15 protein-coding genes are annotated in these 16,162 nt (G+C 40.8%); 2 read left to right on the top strand and 13 right to left on the bottom strand.

The window, feature by feature from the left end:
* Nucleotides 1–3 precede the first annotated feature (3 nt).
* Both M1F05_RS06760 and M1F05_RS06765 read right to left on the bottom strand, forming a co-directional pair.
* Entirely contained in the window at nucleotides 4–558 is a 555-nt protein-coding gene (locus tag M1F05_RS06760; RefSeq protein ID WP_206086707.1) for a GNAT family N-acetyltransferase, read from the bottom strand.
* Nucleotides 559–562: 4 nt separating this feature from the next.
* On the bottom strand, nucleotides 563–1,003 hold the full coding sequence (locus M1F05_RS06765; RefSeq protein WP_206086708.1) for a GNAT family N-acetyltransferase: 441 nt from the start codon (nucleotides 1,001–1,003) through the stop codon (nucleotides 563–565).
* A 198-nt stretch (nucleotides 1,004–1,201) separates the two neighbouring features.
* Between M1F05_RS06765 and agp the strand changes: the two genes are divergently transcribed.
* Together agp and M1F05_RS06775 are read left to right on the top strand one after the other, a co-directional pair.
* The gene (gene agp / locus M1F05_RS06770; RefSeq protein WP_206086709.1) at nucleotides 1,202–2,455 is read left to right on the top strand and encodes a bifunctional glucose-1-phosphatase/inositol phosphatase; all 1,254 of its coding nucleotides are present in this window, start codon (nucleotides 1,202–1,204) and stop codon (nucleotides 2,453–2,455) included.
* Nucleotides 2,456–2,572: 117 nt separating this feature from the next.
* Nucleotides 2,573–3,067, top strand: coding sequence for a GNAT family N-acetyltransferase (locus M1F05_RS06775; protein ID WP_206086710.1), 495 nt, complete (start codon nucleotides 2,573–2,575; stop codon nucleotides 3,065–3,067).
* A gap of 171 nt (nucleotides 3,068–3,238) precedes the next feature.
* Here the strand turns inward: M1F05_RS06775 and M1F05_RS06780 are convergent, their stop codons facing one another.
* The 11 genes from M1F05_RS06780 to ttrS form a co-directional block, all read right to left on the bottom strand.
* On the bottom strand, nucleotides 3,239–3,676 hold the full coding sequence (locus M1F05_RS06780; protein WP_206086711.1) for a universal stress protein: 438 nt from the start codon (nucleotides 3,674–3,676) through the stop codon (nucleotides 3,239–3,241).
* A 218-nt stretch (nucleotides 3,677–3,894) separates the two neighbouring features.
* On the bottom strand, nucleotides 3,895–4,464 hold the full coding sequence (locus M1F05_RS06785) for a tetratricopeptide repeat protein (protein ID WP_206086712.1): 570 nt from the start codon (nucleotides 4,462–4,464) through the stop codon (nucleotides 3,895–3,897).
* 598 nt (nucleotides 4,465–5,062) lie between these two features.
* Nucleotides 5,063–5,470 (bottom strand): acyl-CoA thioesterase, encoded by a 408-nt coding sequence (locus M1F05_RS06790; protein ID WP_206086713.1) that lies wholly within the window; start codon nucleotides 5,468–5,470, stop codon nucleotides 5,063–5,065.
* A 206-nt stretch (nucleotides 5,471–5,676) separates the two neighbouring features.
* Nucleotides 5,677–6,033, bottom strand: coding sequence for a hypothetical protein (locus M1F05_RS06795; RefSeq protein WP_206086714.1), 357 nt, complete (start codon nucleotides 6,031–6,033; stop codon nucleotides 5,677–5,679).
* Nucleotides 6,034–6,141: 108 nt separating this feature from the next.
* Entirely contained in the window at nucleotides 6,142–7,560 is a 1,419-nt protein-coding gene (locus M1F05_RS06800) for an NAD(P)/FAD-dependent oxidoreductase (RefSeq protein ID WP_206086715.1), read from the bottom strand.
* A 287-nt stretch (nucleotides 7,561–7,847) separates the two neighbouring features.
* Nucleotides 7,848–8,642 carry a PhzF family phenazine biosynthesis protein gene (locus tag M1F05_RS06805; RefSeq protein WP_206086716.1) on the bottom strand — a complete coding sequence of 265 codons (795 nt, stop codon included), beginning with the start codon at nucleotides 8,640–8,642 and terminating at the stop codon, nucleotides 7,848–7,850.
* Nucleotides 8,643–8,783: 141 nt separating this feature from the next.
* Nucleotides 8,784–10,313 (bottom strand): peptide MFS transporter, encoded by a 1,530-nt coding sequence (locus M1F05_RS06810; protein ID WP_206086717.1) that lies wholly within the window; start codon nucleotides 10,311–10,313, stop codon nucleotides 8,784–8,786.
* 383 nt (nucleotides 10,314–10,696) lie between these two features.
* A complete protein-coding gene (gene mdtG, locus M1F05_RS06815; RefSeq protein WP_206086718.1) occupies nucleotides 10,697–11,923 on the bottom strand; it encodes a multidrug efflux MFS transporter MdtG in 1,227 nt (408 codons plus the stop codon).
* A gap of 507 nt (nucleotides 11,924–12,430) precedes the next feature.
* Nucleotides 12,431–13,375 (bottom strand): Kdo(2)-lipid IV(A) acyltransferase, encoded by a 945-nt coding sequence (locus M1F05_RS06820; protein ID WP_206086719.1) that lies wholly within the window; start codon nucleotides 13,373–13,375, stop codon nucleotides 12,431–12,433.
* Nucleotides 13,376–13,449: 74 nt separating this feature from the next.
* Entirely contained in the window at nucleotides 13,450–14,046 is a 597-nt protein-coding gene (ttrR, locus tag M1F05_RS06825) for a tetrathionate respiration response regulator TtrR (protein ID WP_206086720.1), read from the bottom strand.
* Nucleotides 14,047–14,161: 115 nt separating this feature from the next.
* Nucleotides 14,162–15,919 (bottom strand): tetrathionate respiration histidine kinase TtrS, encoded by a 1,758-nt coding sequence (gene ttrS / locus M1F05_RS06830; RefSeq protein WP_206086721.1) that lies wholly within the window; start codon nucleotides 15,917–15,919, stop codon nucleotides 14,162–14,164.
* Between the last annotated feature and the right edge of the window lie 243 nt (nucleotides 15,920–16,162).

The following is a 16,162-nucleotide window of genomic DNA, read 5'->3' on the forward strand; positions in this document are numbered from 1 at the left end:
ATTTTAATTACGGTAATCGCTCGCTTTAATGCGATACAACACATGTTCTTGTAGCCAATGACCATCAGGGAGCGCAGGGTGATAAAAGTTATCAGGCTGTTTTATCATGCCAAGGCGTTTCATTACCGATTCTGATGGAATGTTGGGAACCGCGGTAAATGCAACTAACTCTTTAAGTTTTAACTGGGTAAACGCCAGCCGAATAACGGCTTTCGCCCCTTCAGAAGCAAAGCCTTGATGCCAATAATCAGGAAGCAAACGCCAACCAATTTCAACGCAGGGGGAAAAGGGCAGGTTAGCGGCGGGAATATTTAAGCCAAGAAAGCCAATAAATGCACTGGTTTCTTTTAATTCGGCAGCCCATAACCCCCAGCCACCTTGTTGGCTAAATTTTGTGATGATGGTTTCTAAAAACTGTTGGCTTTGTTGCTCATCTAATATGGCAGGAAAGTAGCGCATCACGTCAGGGTTGCTATTGAGCGCATAAAACACGGCGCTATCTTCCTCTTGCCACTTGCGAAGGCGTAATCGCGGGGTCTCTAATTCGAGAATGTTCATGCTACTACGCTATTTTTAAACGCATATGTAAGAGTGGAAAAGGGTTTCCTTCACCATCTAACTCTGAACGGTCATATTGTACAAACCCCATATGTTCATAAAATCCAACAGCTTGTGGATTTTGCTCATTCACATCAAGCTCTGTGATACCCCATTTTTCAATGGCGTATTGTAGGAGCTTCTTCCCTGTCCCTTGCCCGCGGTTTTCTGGGGAGATAAATAGCATTTCAAGGCGATTTTCAGCGTAACCAAGAAAGCCCACCATTTTACCTGTATCATTAAAGGCGACAAATACAGCTAAGTTTGGCAAATATAGCTGTTTAATTGCTACTTTGAGTTCGTCAATTTTTTCTTCAGGTAAAAAATCGTGAGTGGCTCTAACAGAAGCCTCCCAAATTCGAATTATTTCATCATCATGTGCACGCGTGGCAGCTTGGACTATCATTATCTTGTCTCCCTAAAATAATGCTGCAATCTTAAATTGCAGACCTGTAATGTCAATGTCTGATTTTAATTTTAGTTAAGGCTAGTTTTGAGATATTAATCTCAGAAAAAAAAGTCAACTTTGTCATTATGAGATAAGTTTAGATTATTGGGGCGGTTTAACGTCTTTTCACTTTTCCATATTGGTAGGGGTATCTTAATGAAATACAAAGTGTTAACGCTATGTTTATCTGCGGCCTTATTTGCACCGATTGCACCAACCATGGCAAGTACCGACAATCAAGCAGATATGGTTTTAGACCAAGTTTTAGTCCTTAGCCGCCACAATTTACGAACACCAATAGTTAATACAGGTATTCTCACTGAAGTGACTGATAAAAAATGGCCAGATTGGGATGCAAAAAGCGGTTATCTCACCACTCAAGGTGGGGCGCTTGAAGTGTATATGGGGCATTATTTTAGAGAGTGGATTGACCAAAATAAGTTACTCGCGGATGAGTTATGCCCAACTAGTAACGAAGATATATATCTGTATACCAATAGCTTACAACGAACGATAGCGACAGCACAGTTTTTTGCAGCGGGGGCATTTCCTGGCTGTAAAGTGAATATCCACCATCAGCCAGAAATTGGTAAGATGGATCCTGTCTTTAACCCGATTATTACCAATGGCTCGCCTGAGTTTAAACAAAAAGCCCTTGCGGCAATGGATGATTATCTTAAAGGTTTATCACTAAAAGCAGGTTATGAAGAACTTGATACCGTATTGAATATTAAAGATTCTCAAAAATGCAAAACGGATAAATTGTGTAACCTCGATAGCCAAAAAAATAGTTTTATTATCGAAGCAGATAAAGAGCCGGGTGTTAGTGGCCCATTGAAAATTGCGAATTCTGCAGTGGATGCTATCGACCTACAATATTATGAAGGTTTTCCCGCAGATCAAGTCGCATGGGGGCTAGTGGATACCCCTGAGAAATGGAAAAAACTGAATACTCTGAAAAATGCGTACCAAGAGACCTTATTTACGCCAAAAATTATTGCGAAAAATGTGGCTCATCCAATCCTCAATTATATTGATAAAGGCTTTGTATCCGTAGATAAAGGGGAAACAGCTAAATTTATTTTCTTAGTGGGTCACGATTCCAACATTGCTTCATTGATGTCAGCGATGGATTTTAAACCGTATCAGTTAGCACAGCAGTACGAGCATACGCCAATTGGCGGTAAATTGGTTTTCCAGCGTTGGACAGACAAACAAACGAAAAAAGACTTTATGAAAGTTGAATATGTTTATCAAACTGCAGATCAACTTAGGGACAATGCCTATTTATCCCTTGAGACACCCCCAAAACATGTGACTTTAGAGCTAAAAGATTGCCCGGTTGATAAAAATGGCTATTGTTCATGGGAAGATTTCCAAAAGGTGATGGCGAAAGCATTGGAACAATAAACGTTTAATCTTCCTCGTTAAGGCCCATTAACAGTAATGTTCAATGGGCTTTTTTCATGTTGAAATTTATGTTTAGCTGCTTACAATTCAGCCATCTTATTTTATCGAGTGACAAATATGCCTATCCAGTTTTTACGACTACCCCAAATTCCAACAGCTGAGATTATTGCGCTAAATACACACCCATTAGTATTGAAGCATATGCCTCTGGGGGATGCACTATTTGATGAAGCATTTTGCCGAAATTGGGTTGCGGGAAAAGAGCAGCATTGGAGCCAGTATGGTTATGGCGTTTGGGCATTTGTTATCGATGGACAATTTGCGGGGTGGGGTGGGCTGCAAAATGAAAACGGTGATGCGGATTTAGCCCTTGTTTTGCATCCAGTATTTTGGGGGGAAGGCAAACGGATTGCGGTACAAATGATCCAAAAGGCTTTTAGTTCCCTGAATATTGATTCCCTAACCATTCATTTGCCGTTAACAAGACTTAAGCTAGCGGCGTTATTGCGCTATGGATTTGTCGAAGACGGTTTGGTTGATTTTGATGGCGTACCGTTTAAACGGTTTAGGCTGAAAAAAGCCGATAAAAAGATGAAAAAAACCCTGCTATAAAAGCAGGGCGTGAAAATCACGAAAATGTTTATGAGCCTATAATTTACCGCAATTAGCGATGAAATAGTCTTATAAAGTGTATGGATTTATACGTTTTTGTAACATTCATTGAGCTTAAACTTATCATTGGTAAAGTAAGATAAAATTACTAAAAATTGTAGATAGTAAAGCTTATCTGACAACCAGTACGCTTGTTTTTGCGTAACGTACGACGGATGCTGCATTTGAACCTAATAAATAGGTTGTCATACTCGGGCGACGTGAACCCAGTAAGATAATATCAGCATTAATATCTTCGGCAGTGGCTAAAATTTCATCTTTAACCGAACCAACACTCGCCTTTGCATGCACTTTTTCCGCAGGAATTGAAAACAACTTAATTTTCTCTTGTAACTCAGCAAGAATAATCTCAGCTTGTTTTTCATCATTCGGGAAATCGCCTGGTAAAATGGTGCCACCATAGCGTAGATAATTAGAAATTGGGGCCGTGACCGCAAGAAAATGAACATTAGCATTATTCAATTTTTGCAGAGAATTGACATGTGGAACTAACATATTGGTCAGAGCATCTTCGGTTACATCGATCGGAACTAAAATTGTATTGTACATAAATTCTCCTTTTTTCTTTTATATTATAAGTTTAGAACATTCTTATACATTTTGATATTGATTATTCATACTAGAATAGTAACTGATTGGTTGGTGATGGGGTGTGAGCCAGTAGTCGCAATCAGATTTTTAGCAAAGAAAAAATAAAAACGAACATGACCGATGATGGTGATGTTCGTCAAAATAGGAAAGTTTTAATCTAGAGGAAAAGGGCTGGATTATTTTTTAGAGCACGCTTCTTTAATGCCAGCTTTACAGGCTTGCGCTAGGTAATCAGCCGCTAATTTATCATTAATTTCGGTACCTTCACCATTCTCAAGCATCTTTCCGAGCTGATATTGTGCGGGAGGAAATTTTTTCTCAGCAGATTTTTGGAACCACTCAAATGCGGTAATATAGTTTTGTTTTACCCCAATACCTTGATAATAAAATTGCCCCATATAGTTTTGTGCTTCAACATTCCCTTTATTCGCTGATTTTTCAAATAACTCCATCGCAGTTTCAAGGTTTTGTTCTACACCATTACCATTTAGGTACATATCGCCTAAAAATAGCTGAGCATCAGAATTGCCTTTATTTGAGGCCATCGTCAGCCATTTTTTGGCTTTACCGTAGTCTTGTTTCAGCTCATTACCCAGGTAGTAACCAATCCCAAGCATCACTTGTGCTTTAATATCGCCTTTTTGGGCTTCTTGCTCAATACGTTTGATGGTTTCTTTAGGAACCGCAGCAACACTGAGATTAATGGATAAAATAAAGATAAAAATAAGTGAAAGAATTCTAAGCATGGTTTTATTTCTTATGTCATCGATGTTTATTACTATTATTTATAGGCTATAAAATGTATTTTTGCACATTAATTATTGAACTCGCCTAACTACTTCAAGCATATATGTAATGCCATAGTGCAGATATCGCGTTTTAAATAATAAATATTCTTTTCAGGCGTTACACCCTTTTAGGGTAATTAGCGTGTTGAAATACTCTACGTCCATAATGGGTAAATTACAATATCTATTCTAAATTACATCTTATAGGAGTATTTTTGTGGTGTTAAAATATGACACTATATGATTGTTGTAACAAGATATTAATGTTTTTTTATTTTTTAAACTAAGTATTTCTAATTATGATAATTATATATTAATAGACATTTTATGAATAACGTAAAAATTAATTTTTTGTGGAAAATCCTTTTTGGTGAATTATGCCAAAAAATATCATAACTTAAACGAAAAATAGCTTTATTTAACGATTTTGGATATAACGATATGAAAAATAGAAAACTTAAATAATGAAAGGTTAGAAAGATAAATAAAGTGTGAATAAAAATAGGTTCACACTTTATTTACACCAAAAAGGTGATTGTTTCAGTTATTTTAAATATTATTCACCAAATAAGGGTGTTGGTTTTCCATTGTCATCAATGGCTACAAAGTTAAACTGGCCATGGATAACTTCTTCACGGCCTTCAGAATACATATCTTCCAAGAAGATGGATACATTCACCGTTAAGCTGGTTCTACCGACTCGGATGACTTTTCCGACTAATTCAACAATCGTGCCTGATGGAATGGGATGTGTAAAATTGATCTTTTCTGTAGAAACGGTCACTAAACGTTTTCGGCTAAAGCGGGTTGCAGTGATAAAAGAGACTTCATCCATCCATGCTAAAGCTGTACCACCAAATAAGGTGCTATGGTGGTTAGTTGTGGTCGGGAATACAACTTTAGAAACGCGGGAAATGGATTGTTCGATTTTTTGTGCGATGACATCATCAACGATGGAACTCATGGTTGGGCCTTACAGTTGTTACTTAGTGTATTAATAATGTTAAGGCTAAGTGTAATACTCATCACAAATAATTACAGCAATAAATGAGAAGTGAATCGATCCAGTTTGGAAGGTTTTTGAAATAGAGCACATTTTGCTATCGTGATGATAAAAATGTATTCATCCACACCGATATGGTGTGAATGAAAACGAATAAAATGAGCCAGTTAGTTATCTAAATATTCAGCACTCATTCGAATGGCTTTTGCATTATCACCACTTTTTACGCAAGATACCAAAAAGGCTTTGGATTCTGTCCAAATAGTGGCGGAAAAATCTTTACCATCAACATCTTTTTCGATGGTAATCGGGTAATTTTCAACACCATCTAACCACTCTTTTAAGCCAGATTTACAGGTTGCAAAATCCTCTTTTGCTATCGAGCCATCTAAGGTAGGCGTTGCAGTTTGGGGTTTTTTCCCAGAAGTAATCATATTTTCAACTTGCTCTAGGGTGTAGTTTTTCTCTGCCACTACGCCGAAACTCACTAACGAAATCATCATTCCTAATAATAACTTGTTCATAATCACTCCATTTGATTTAAGTCGAGAATGTTAAGGGATTGAGGAATATTAGGCAATAAAAAACCCTCCAACTTGGAGGGTTTTTGTGATCGCGATGAAGCGAATAAACTAGCTGAATCTGTACAGGCTAAATGGTTTTACATTCAGTGCAGGTTCTTTGCCTAACAATAAGTCGGCAGTTAATTCAGACGAAACTGGGCTTTCTGTCATACCCCAACCTGTTGCGGTATTGATAACCAGACCTGGGTATTCATTAACTTGGGAAATAATTGGGTGTTCATCTGGTGCGATGGCCATTGCTCCGCTCCATTGATCAATCAGTTTTGAGTCTTTAAATGCAGGGAATTCGGTTTTTAGTTTCTCAAATGATGCATTCAGTTCTGGCAGGTCTGGTAATGCTGTCATATTTCTGTGTTTTTCAAACGGTGAAACTTCATTCAATTTCCAGCTAGTTGGCTCTGTGAATGAGTTAATCAGTTGCTCATTTAACGAAATGTGCACTGGGAAATCAGGCATTGATAATAATGGGATATATTTATAGCCGTAAACGAAGGAATCTTTCACCACTGGTGCGACGATAACACGTGGAGAAGTTGCATAAGTGCCATCAGCTTGTTCACGGAAGAAGATATTACCTGGTAATGCGACGTTACCACCTGGCGCTGTTGGTGAACCAGAAATTAACTGTTGGGATTGATAAGCAGGCAGAGTTGGGACGTCTACCCCTAAATTCTGCATAAACAAGCGTGACCAAACACCGCCAGCCACAACGACACGAGAGGTTTTGATCGCCCCTTTTTCCGTAACGACATCTGAAATTGCGCCACCTTGAGTTTCTAACCCTCTTGCTGCGCAGTTGGTGTAAATTTTGATCCCCAGTTTTTTGGCATGCTCTGCCATCACGAAGGTCGCAATTTCAGCATCTAAACTGCCTGAATCTTCTTCAAATCCAGCAATGCTCCATTTAGATTGTGCACCTTTTAGGCGCTGATCTAACTCTGCACCTTCAATAATACGAGTTTTGAATGGGATGTCAGAACCGACATTTTTGCTGGTGGTATCAATCCACTCTCTCACGTTGACTAAGTCTTCTTCGTCAAGAGGGACTTCAACACGGCCTTGGGTGCGATAGCTGGTATCAGCACCGACTTTGGCATTCATCTCTCTCCAGCGATGTTTACCGAGATGGTGAAGTAAGAAGGTTTCTTCTGGCATTTTATAGGTGATAACTTGGCCGTAGAAACGGGATGATTGCTCACCCGCGATATTGCCTTTTTCAACGATGACAACATCTAAGCCTCGACCGACTAATTCAATAGCAGTCATAATCCCTAGAATTCCAGCACCAATAACAACGACGTCAGCTTGTTGTGGTAGTGCACCTTCCGTCCCTGCAACGAAGCCATGTCTTGGCTTACCAGGTACAAAGCGACCTTCACGCGTTAGCATTGGCGTTAAAATTCCAGCACCAGCGGCTACAGTGACAACCGCGCCACCAATAAGAAATTTTCTTCTAGTAATAGCCATTTATAGAGTTCCTTATATAGAATGAGTTTTTAACAGTTAATCAAAGCGTTAATAAGTAATACTTATAATTGCAATTATATTTTTAATTATAATTATGATTGTAAACTAATTTAACGTTGATTTAAAATTTTTAATTAAATGTTAAAAAAATTATTATCTAATCTGAGATAAGGAACACAAAAGAGAGGGAAGAGTCATACTCATCACATGCCGAACATCATTTAATGTCATTGTTGTGAGTGCGGATATTGGTTGAAGTATGCGCTCTTGAATCTAGATTTTGTAGTTTATTGATTAATTTGAATTTTACCTGTTAGGAATAAGGCTGCATTTCCTGTTAGCTTAACTCTGCCGTTATTGACCTCGCAGTGGATTATACCGCCTCTTTTCGAGAGTTGTTTTCCGACTAATGCTGTTTTTTGTAATCGTTCTGCCCAAATTGGGGCAATGGCACAGTGTGAAGTGCCAGTGACAGGGTCTTCATTTACCCCCTTGGCGGGGGCAAAATAGCGTGATACGAAGTCACAGTCGTCTTCAGTACTTTGTGCTGTAATTGTTAACCCTGGCAGAGGAAGTTGTGCAAGGCGTTGCATGTCTGGTTGGCAGTTTTCGATTTGCTGTCTATTTGAAAGAAAACACAGATAGCGGTCTTTGGCGAGCCAAAGCTCAGTAATTTCAACACCTAAAATATCAGCAAGTTCAGGGAATTGTATTGGTGAACTGAGAACTGAATCAAGGATGGGAAAATCAAGAGTGAGGCCTTGTTCACTGCAGGTTACCACTAATTCTCCCGAAAGTGATTTAAAGACGATTGGCTGGGCGTGTTGCTGTAATACATGGTTAAGGACATAAGCCGTAGCTAAAGTGGCATGGCCACATAAGGCAACTTCCATTTTTGGGGTAAACCAGCGGATATGTTGACCGACTAAAAATGCCGTTTCCGATAAATTAATTTCCGCGGCAATGGCAATGAGCATATGATCAGGTAGCCAATCATTCAGTAGTACAATGGCTGCGGGATTCCCTTGAAATAAGGTATCTGTAAAGGCATCAACATAGTAGACAGGTAAAGAAAGGGACATACTTAACATTCCGGCTTATGGTAGATAAGACAGTGAGTATAATCTGATTAGAAAAAAATAATAAGCTAAGTAATCGTATGGGAGGAAAGAAAACTGCCCAACAACAATATGTCATTGAGCAGTTCAAGTTAATGAAGATAACTACGCTTTGGCTTCGTTTTTATCCGCATTTTTAAGCATCTTTCTTACTGGAATAATCAGTGCGGCCAATACGACAGCACAGATAACCAACGCGATAGATACGTGGGAGAACAATTCAGGCATGGAATCCAGTTGGTCTTTACGGATGTTACCGCCCATAATACCTGCCGCTAAGTTTCCTAATGCACTGGCACAGAACCACAGCCCCATAACCTGACCACGCATTTTTTGCGGTGCTAGCAAGGTCATTGTTGCTAAACCAATTGGGCTTAGGCACAGTTCACCTAAAGTCAGTAATAAGATACTACCCACTAGCCAGAACGGTGAAACGCCACTTTGTGTTGCTAATACTTGGTTTGCTGCAACCATCATGATAGCGAAACCGCCCGCGGCAAATAAAATACCGATAACAAATTTTGTCATACTGCTTGGGTTCATATTGCGCTTAGCAAGGGATGGCCAGAACCAGCTAAATACAGGGGCTAGCAAAATAATGAACAGAGCATTAATGGATTGGAACCAAATGGTTGGGATTTCAAAGCTACCCATTTGGCGATCGGTATAGTCACGAGCGAAAATGTTAAATGAAGTCGGTTTTTGCTCGAAGGCTGACCAGAAGAACGCGGCTGCAACCAGTAAAATCAAACAAGCTAATAAGCGTGAGCGTTCACTGCTATTTAAACCTGCAAAGAAGAACATAAACAGGAAGTAGATGCCCACACAGGTTGAAATCACGTAAGCAGAACTTTTAGCGATCATTGATGCGTTGAATGGGATTGTGCCGTTATCGATTAAGATAACCAATACCGCGAGCAATGCCATCGCAAAAGTGACCCATTTACCGACATTTTTACGTTGAACTGTCGGGTGGTTCCAAGTGGAATCTAAGCCGACTTCTTTGTCGTAACGACGCATTTGCGGAATAGCATAGAAGCGGAAGATTAACAGCGCCACTAACATCCCTAAACCACCGAGGCCAAAGCCTAAATGCCAACCGTATTTTTCATGCAATGGGCCAATGATTAATGGTGCAATAAATGAACCCATATTGATACCCATATAAAACAGGGAGAAACCGCCATCACGGCGTGTATCTTCTTTCTTATACAGGGTACCTACCATCACGGTGATACAGGTTTTAAACAGCCCCGTTCCGAGTACGATCAGCAATAGACCAACAAAGAAGAAGGTATTCGTTAAAAATGCAGACATTGCGATGGATAAGTGACCAAATGCAATGATCAATGAGCCGTACCAAACCGCTCTGCGTTGGCCTAACCAGTTATCAGCTAACCAGCCGCCTGGTAACGAAGTGATGTAAACACCACCTGCAAAGATACCAACGATAGCAGAGGCTTGTTCAATTGGCAGCTCCATGCCGCCTTGTAAGAGTGCCGCACTCATAAACAGAATAAGTAGCGGGCGAACGCCGTAGAAAGAGAACCTTTCCCACATTTCGGTAAGGAAAAGTGAACTCAGCGGGTATGGATGCCCGAAAAAAGTTTTTGTTTTAGTCGCAGAATTATTCATCTGTGAACTCCCATAAATCATCTCTTGAGAGGTTGTGCATGATATAAAACACCAAGCCGAGCGCCTGAGTGTCGATTATTATTTGATATGTTAACTTTCAGTTTGGAAACATATTTTTAACATACATTATTATAGAATCGCCTATAAACAGAATGAATTTATTGTAAAAGGCGAGGTTTTAAGGTGAAAAGTCGATATAACTCTCATTTTTCACGATAAGGTAGGGGAAGATACAGGATTTTCATTGACAATAAAAGAAAGAATTTTGAATCGATTAAGTTGTTATTAAACAGTTGGTTAATCATATAAAGTATTATTTTTTCGTTAAGAAAACAATAAAGCTTATAAAGCATCAGGTTTTTGGTTAAAAACTATCTGGCTAATTATTGCTCAGTTGGTGAAGCGCGTAGACCATCTGATTGGCGTCGAATAATGAGCCAAGAATAGATAAGATTAAAAAGGACTAAAGCAGCTGTGAAGAAAAAGACAGCTCTGAAACCATAGGTTGCTGCAACAAACGACCCCATCAGCGGCCCCGTTACATTCCCCACATCCCGCAAAGCTTGGTTATAGCTGAAAATACGGCCAGTCACTTGGTGCGAAATATTATAAATAATTAGCGTCTGAACCGCTGGTAGTAAGGCGGCATTAAGTGCCCCTAATAAAAAGCGTAGGAAGCCTAGCTCCCAATAGCTACTGACGAGCCCCATCGGGAATAACACGAAAATTGAAGTGCCTAAAACAGCCAATAGGACTTTTTCAGGGCCAATTCGATCACTTAATTTACCTAGCATTGGTGCGCTGATTAACGCGGCGACGCCAGGAATAGATGCAATCACTCCACTAACAAATGCTAGGTTCTCAAGGGAGTCTGACAGTTCTCGAACATAAAGGGTAATGACAGGGTTAATGGAACCCATTGCTGCCTGAATAATCATGGTGGTGAAAAATAAGCTGATGACCAAGTTTTTATTCCGTAGGGAGGCAAAAACCTGTTTACTGGTTAAGGCATCTTTGCGCGAAACAGGGGTGAAACGTTCGCGAACATAAAAAAGGGTGACGAAAAAACAGATAAATAGAACGGTTGCAGTGATAAAAAAGACGGGGCGTAAACCATACTGGTCAGCAAGGAACCCACCAATTAATGGGCCAATGAGCGCACCACTCACAGCCCCCGTGGCCAAAACGCCCATTGCCCAGCCACTTTTTTTCACTGGAATTTGTGTGGCGATTAGCGCATTGGCATTGGGCACAAAGCCACCAAGCAAGCCGAGTAAGGCTCTGAGTGCCAATAATTGCCAGATATTTTGTGCAAAGCCAATCAAGACCATCACAATCGCCATGCCAAGCGCAGAGCGCAGCAGCATTAACTTACGACCTTTACGGTCAGATAGCCGCCCCCAGAACGGCGCGGCGATGGCGGAAAACAGAAAAGTAATACTGAAAACAGCGCCGGTCCATAAATTCAACGAAGCGTGGTCTTTGACGCCGAGCTCTTCAATATAAAGGGGAAGAAAAGGCATAATTAAGCTAAAGGCAGCACCTGTTAAGAAGCAGCCGAACCAGACGACGTATAAGTTTCTTTTCCAGTAATTACCTTTTCCCGTCATATTTTCCCTTTATATTCAGACCGACAGCATTGTTGCCGTCATTTTCCCGTCATATTCAACCCTACAGCGTTGTTGCCGTCACTCAGCTACCCAAGTCACGTACTTGTGTACGCTCCTTGGGATATCTTCATTTAGGCGCCTCGCTGTAGGGCTGACTATTTAGGGAAAACTTTTGGCTTATTTTCCTGTTATATTCAGACCGACAGCGTTGTTACCGTCACTCAGCTACCCAAGTCACGTACTTGTGTACGCTCCTTGGGATATCTTCATTTAGGCGCCTCGCTGTAGGGCTGACTATTTAGGGAAAACTTTTGGCTTATTTTCCTGTTATATTCAGACCGACAGCGTTGTTACCGTCACTCAGCTACCTAGGTCACATACTTGTGTACGCTCCTTGGGATATCTTCATTTAGGCGCCTCGCTGTAGGCCTGACTATTTAGGGAAAACTTTCCATCTATTTAGGAAAAACTCTTTGTTAGGTAGGGCTACAGCTATTTTGTCATAAATTAATGATGAATTTTATCGAGGTCGCCATACAGCGATGCTTCACCTTGTGGGCGTGTTTTAAAACGGCGATGTAGCCACATATATTGCTCGGGCGCACGCAAAATTTCTTTTTCGATGACTTGGTTCATCATCGCTGCAGTTGCCACATTGTCTTCTACAGGGAAATTATCCACTGCAGGTTGAATGAGAAGCTCATATCCTTTGCCGTTGGGTAAACGTCGTGGGACAAAAGGGACAACCAGTGGGTTGGCTAAGCGAAGTAATATTTGTGAGCCATTAGTGGTTGCTGCCTTTTCAACCGCAAACAACGGTGCGAAGGTACTATTGCGTGGGCCATAATCGTGATCAGGGGCATACCAGAGAATTTCCCCGTCCTTCAGAGCACGTACCATCCCTTTGACATCTTTACGGTCGAGCATGTATTTATTTGAACGTAAACGCCCACGGGTTTGTAGCCAGTCAATCAGTTTATTATCGTTAGCACGATATACCCCAATACCTGGGTTTAGCATACCAAAAGCACGCCCGCCTATTTCTAAGGTGAGAAAATGTATGCCAAGCACGATAATCCCGCGGCCAGTCTCTTGGGCAGATAACATATTTTCACGGCCTTCGACCTTAACCCAACGTTTAATGCGCCAATCAGGCCAAAACCATGCTATACCCGTTTCAAATAATCCCATACCGACAGATTCGAAATTTTTATCAATATAGTGTTGCCTATCTTGCATACTCATCTCTGGAAAACACAGTTGCAGGTTACGATCGGCAATTTGTACGCGTTTTTTTAGAAAGCGCTTGGATAATAACCCTAGGCGAGTCCCCATCCAATAGATAACAGGGTAAGGCAGTAAAACAAGAAGATAAAGTACAGTAACACCTATCCACGTTAACCAGTAGCGAGGATGAAGTAGGTGTTTTTGAAAAGTAGGCGCTGGTATCATTAGTATCCGATTATTTTTAGTCTGTAATGGTGAATTTTTATTAATTAGGTTTAATTGAATCTAATTATATCAAATTATTTTTTTAATAAGTTCACTGACTGCATGGTACTCATTAATTCAGCGATGTTTCTCACCGCCATTTTTTCCATCACGCGAGAACGATGCACTTCAACAGTACGTACTGAAACACAGGTAGCTTCAGCAATTTCACGGTTAATTAAACCTTGGAGCACATAGCGACAGATTTCTTTTTCGCGGGGTGTTAGCATTTCATAGCGTTGTTTAATTAGATAATTTTCGGTGGATTGCGTGGTTTGCCGTTGAGCTTGCTCAAGAGTTTTTGCCAATTGTTGGCTATCAATCGGTTTTTGTAGAAAATCCACGGCACCAAGTTTGACTTGCTCAACCGCCATCGGAATATCCCCATGCCCAGATAGAAAAATCACGGCTAAGGTGCTGTGCTGATCGCACAGATATTGGTGGACTTGCCGACCATCTAGCTTTGGCATGCGCATATCAAGCAAAACCACCCCCTCTTGGTGAAGGGCTGCATGTTGAATAAATTGTTCACTGTCATTCCAAACGGTAACAGTGTAGCCCAGCGTTTCAAGTAAAAACTGGCAGGCGTCGGTCACATCGGTGTCATCATCCACTAGATGGATAACTGGCATAAATACATACCTCGTCGTGTAGAGGGTGACTATTAAGATAGATACTAGTCAGCTCAATAAAGCTATTGTCACATATAATTAATCTGAATGTTATCAATTGCGTGGCATACAGTGCTTAGTGGTGCAAATTATCGGGATAATTAAAAATTAATGTGACTCGCAAGCCGTTTAATCCATCATCACTCAGGTTGTTTTCAATACGAATATCCCCACCTTGACTTTGAATCAAGCGCTGGCAAATCACTAAGCCAAGCCCTAAGCCTTCTTTTTTGGTGGTTGCGAATGGGGTTATCCCTTGTTCAAGTTGTTCTAAAGGCATACCCCCTGCATCATCTTGCAAGACCAGTAAAAAGCGGTTTTGGGCAAAATGAAAACCAAAGTGTAATGTGTTGGCTCCTGCTTGCAGGCTGTTGCTGACTAAGTTGGACAATAATTGCTCCAATAGGGTCTCTGGCAGTACCAACGACACATCTTGGGTGTCTGGTAGTAATAATTTTGCATTAGGGTAATGTTGGTCAACGCGTAAAAGTTGCCAAATATGCTTAATAGCTTGTTTAACAGATTGTTGGCTTAAAATTAGTGCTGGGTCTTGCCCTGGCTTACCCGCCCAAAGACGTAAATTACGGATGATATCCGCCCCACGTTGGGCTTGGTCGTCAATCTTTGTTAAGGCATTAATTAAAGGATGCTTTTCCGACTCTTTATTCAGCCGCAAAATACACCCTTGTGCATAGTGCCGAATAGCCGATAACGGTTGATTGAGTTCATGAGCAAATCCTGAAGCCATTTCTCCTAAAATATTCAACCGTTGAGCTTTTTGTAAATCTGCCTCTTGCTGGCGCAGTCGGTTATGCGCCACTTCTAATTGACGACTTCGGCGGCGAACTAAAAATGCAATCCATACGTGGTTCACCCCAAGAAGGACAAAAAATAGGGCAACAAAGCCAAGGGTAATTTGGTTTTGAATTGTCCAACTGACAATATCTTGCCAAATTTGCCGCTGCTGTGGATGTTGGTTCACATCCCGCAAAAGGGTTTCCACTTGGGTAACGGAGGCGGGGGCTCCCCAGCGCATAGTACTTTTATCTGTTGAAAGTAAGGTTTTAGTGACCTTGTCGACAAGGTTATCTGGCACTTCGCTTAGGGCCGCAAATGACCAATTGGGATAAAGTTCCGTGCTGGTCAGGCAAGACAGAGAACTAGGATGTTGAATAAGCGGTCGGAATTGCGTTTTATCAATTAGCCCTTCACTGTGCATATTTTCCAATAAACAAACAGGAACGATTGCGGCTGACAGTGAACCATCGCGTAAGGCATACAGCAGGGCATCCGCAGGGAAGCCTAAAAACTGCATTTGAAAATCTTTTTCGGCGTCATAGCCTAAATCTCGCAGCACTTTATAGCCTAATAAATACCCACCAAAAGCATCGGGGGAAATCGCCCCCACTTTTTTACCAATCAAATTTTGAGGTTCAGTCATGTCACTGTTATTGCGTACCAGTATCAGACTACCAATCACGTTGCGGGTGGTGCTATTAGGCTCGACATCGGAACGCAAGGAAAGTAGCCACCGTAAGTGGTAGCGGCTGTCGAGCTGAATAAACTGTGCTGGGTTAGTCAGTAAGAAATCAATTTTTTGGTTGGAAATGGCTTCACGCATTTCATCGAGATTTAAGGGCTGGAGAGTGAAGCGTTCTCCTGGAATTGAATCATTTAACGTATCGACTAAAGGTTGCCAGTGAGATTGTGTGGAACTGGGGCCACGCAAAGCCAAAACGCCGATTGTCCATTGCGCAGAAATCGCAGGAAATGACCATGTTAAAAACATGGTTAATAGTATGTGATACAACAGTATAGGCGATTTTTTTAACATATTTGGGTTATTCGTTGCGTTAGATCAATTTAGCTTCGGGTATGTGGTAAACCACAATAGGGCGCTGGCTCCTCTCTTCCTACAATGGCACTACAAGCTTTACCAAGATAACACACCAGTTTTAAAGAGAAATAAGAATTTCTGCGGTTATCTTAACTGGACTGAATCGATTGTCAATAATGCTTGTAAAACAAATAACATATTGATTAATAACTTTTATTTTCGCATTAGCAATGTCAATAC

This window comes from Providencia sp. PROV252 (assembly GCF_033676005.1).
Taxonomy (GTDB): Bacteria; Pseudomonadota; Gammaproteobacteria; order Enterobacterales; family Enterobacteriaceae; genus Providencia; species Providencia vermicola.

Coding starts and splice junctions, on each gene's coding strand:
- M1F05_RS06760 (WP_206086707.1), bottom strand. CDS start 558: ATGAACATTCTCGAATTAGAGACCCCGCGATTACGCCTTCGCAAGTGG.
- M1F05_RS06765 (WP_206086708.1), bottom strand. CDS start 1,003: ATGATAGTCCAAGCTGCCACGCGTGCACATGATGATGAAATAATTCGA.
- agp (WP_206086709.1), top strand. CDS start 1,202: ATGAAATACAAAGTGTTAACGCTATGTTTATCTGCGGCCTTATTTGCA.
- M1F05_RS06775 (WP_206086710.1), top strand. CDS start 2,573: ATGCCTATCCAGTTTTTACGACTACCCCAAATTCCAACAGCTGAGATT.
- M1F05_RS06780 (WP_206086711.1), bottom strand. CDS start 3,676: ATGTACAATACAATTTTAGTTCCGATCGATGTAACCGAAGATGCTCTG.
- M1F05_RS06785 (WP_206086712.1), bottom strand. CDS start 4,464: ATGCTTAGAATTCTTTCACTTATTTTTATCTTTATTTTATCCATTAAT.
- M1F05_RS06790 (WP_206086713.1), bottom strand. CDS start 5,470: ATGAGTTCCATCGTTGATGATGTCATCGCACAAAAAATCGAACAATCC.
- M1F05_RS06795 (WP_206086714.1), bottom strand. CDS start 6,033: ATGAACAAGTTATTATTAGGAATGATGATTTCGTTAGTGAGTTTCGGC.
- M1F05_RS06800 (WP_206086715.1), bottom strand. CDS start 7,560: ATGGCTATTACTAGAAGAAAATTTCTTATTGGTGGCGCGGTTGTCACT.
- M1F05_RS06805 (WP_206086716.1), bottom strand. CDS start 8,642: ATGTCCCTTTCTTTACCTGTCTACTATGTTGATGCCTTTACAGATACC.
- M1F05_RS06810 (WP_206086717.1), bottom strand. CDS start 10,313: ATGAATAATTCTGCGACTAAAACAAAAACTTTTTTCGGGCATCCATAC.
- mdtG (WP_206086718.1), bottom strand. CDS start 11,923: ATGACGGGAAAAGGTAATTACTGGAAAAGAAACTTATACGTCGTCTGG.
- M1F05_RS06820 (WP_206086719.1), bottom strand. CDS start 13,375: ATGATACCAGCGCCTACTTTTCAAAAACACCTACTTCATCCTCGCTAC.
- ttrR (WP_206086720.1), bottom strand. CDS start 14,046: ATGCCAGTTATCCATCTAGTGGATGATGACACCGATGTGACCGACGCC.
- ttrS (WP_206086721.1), bottom strand. CDS start 15,919: ATGTTAAAAAAATCGCCTATACTGTTGTATCACATACTATTAACCATG.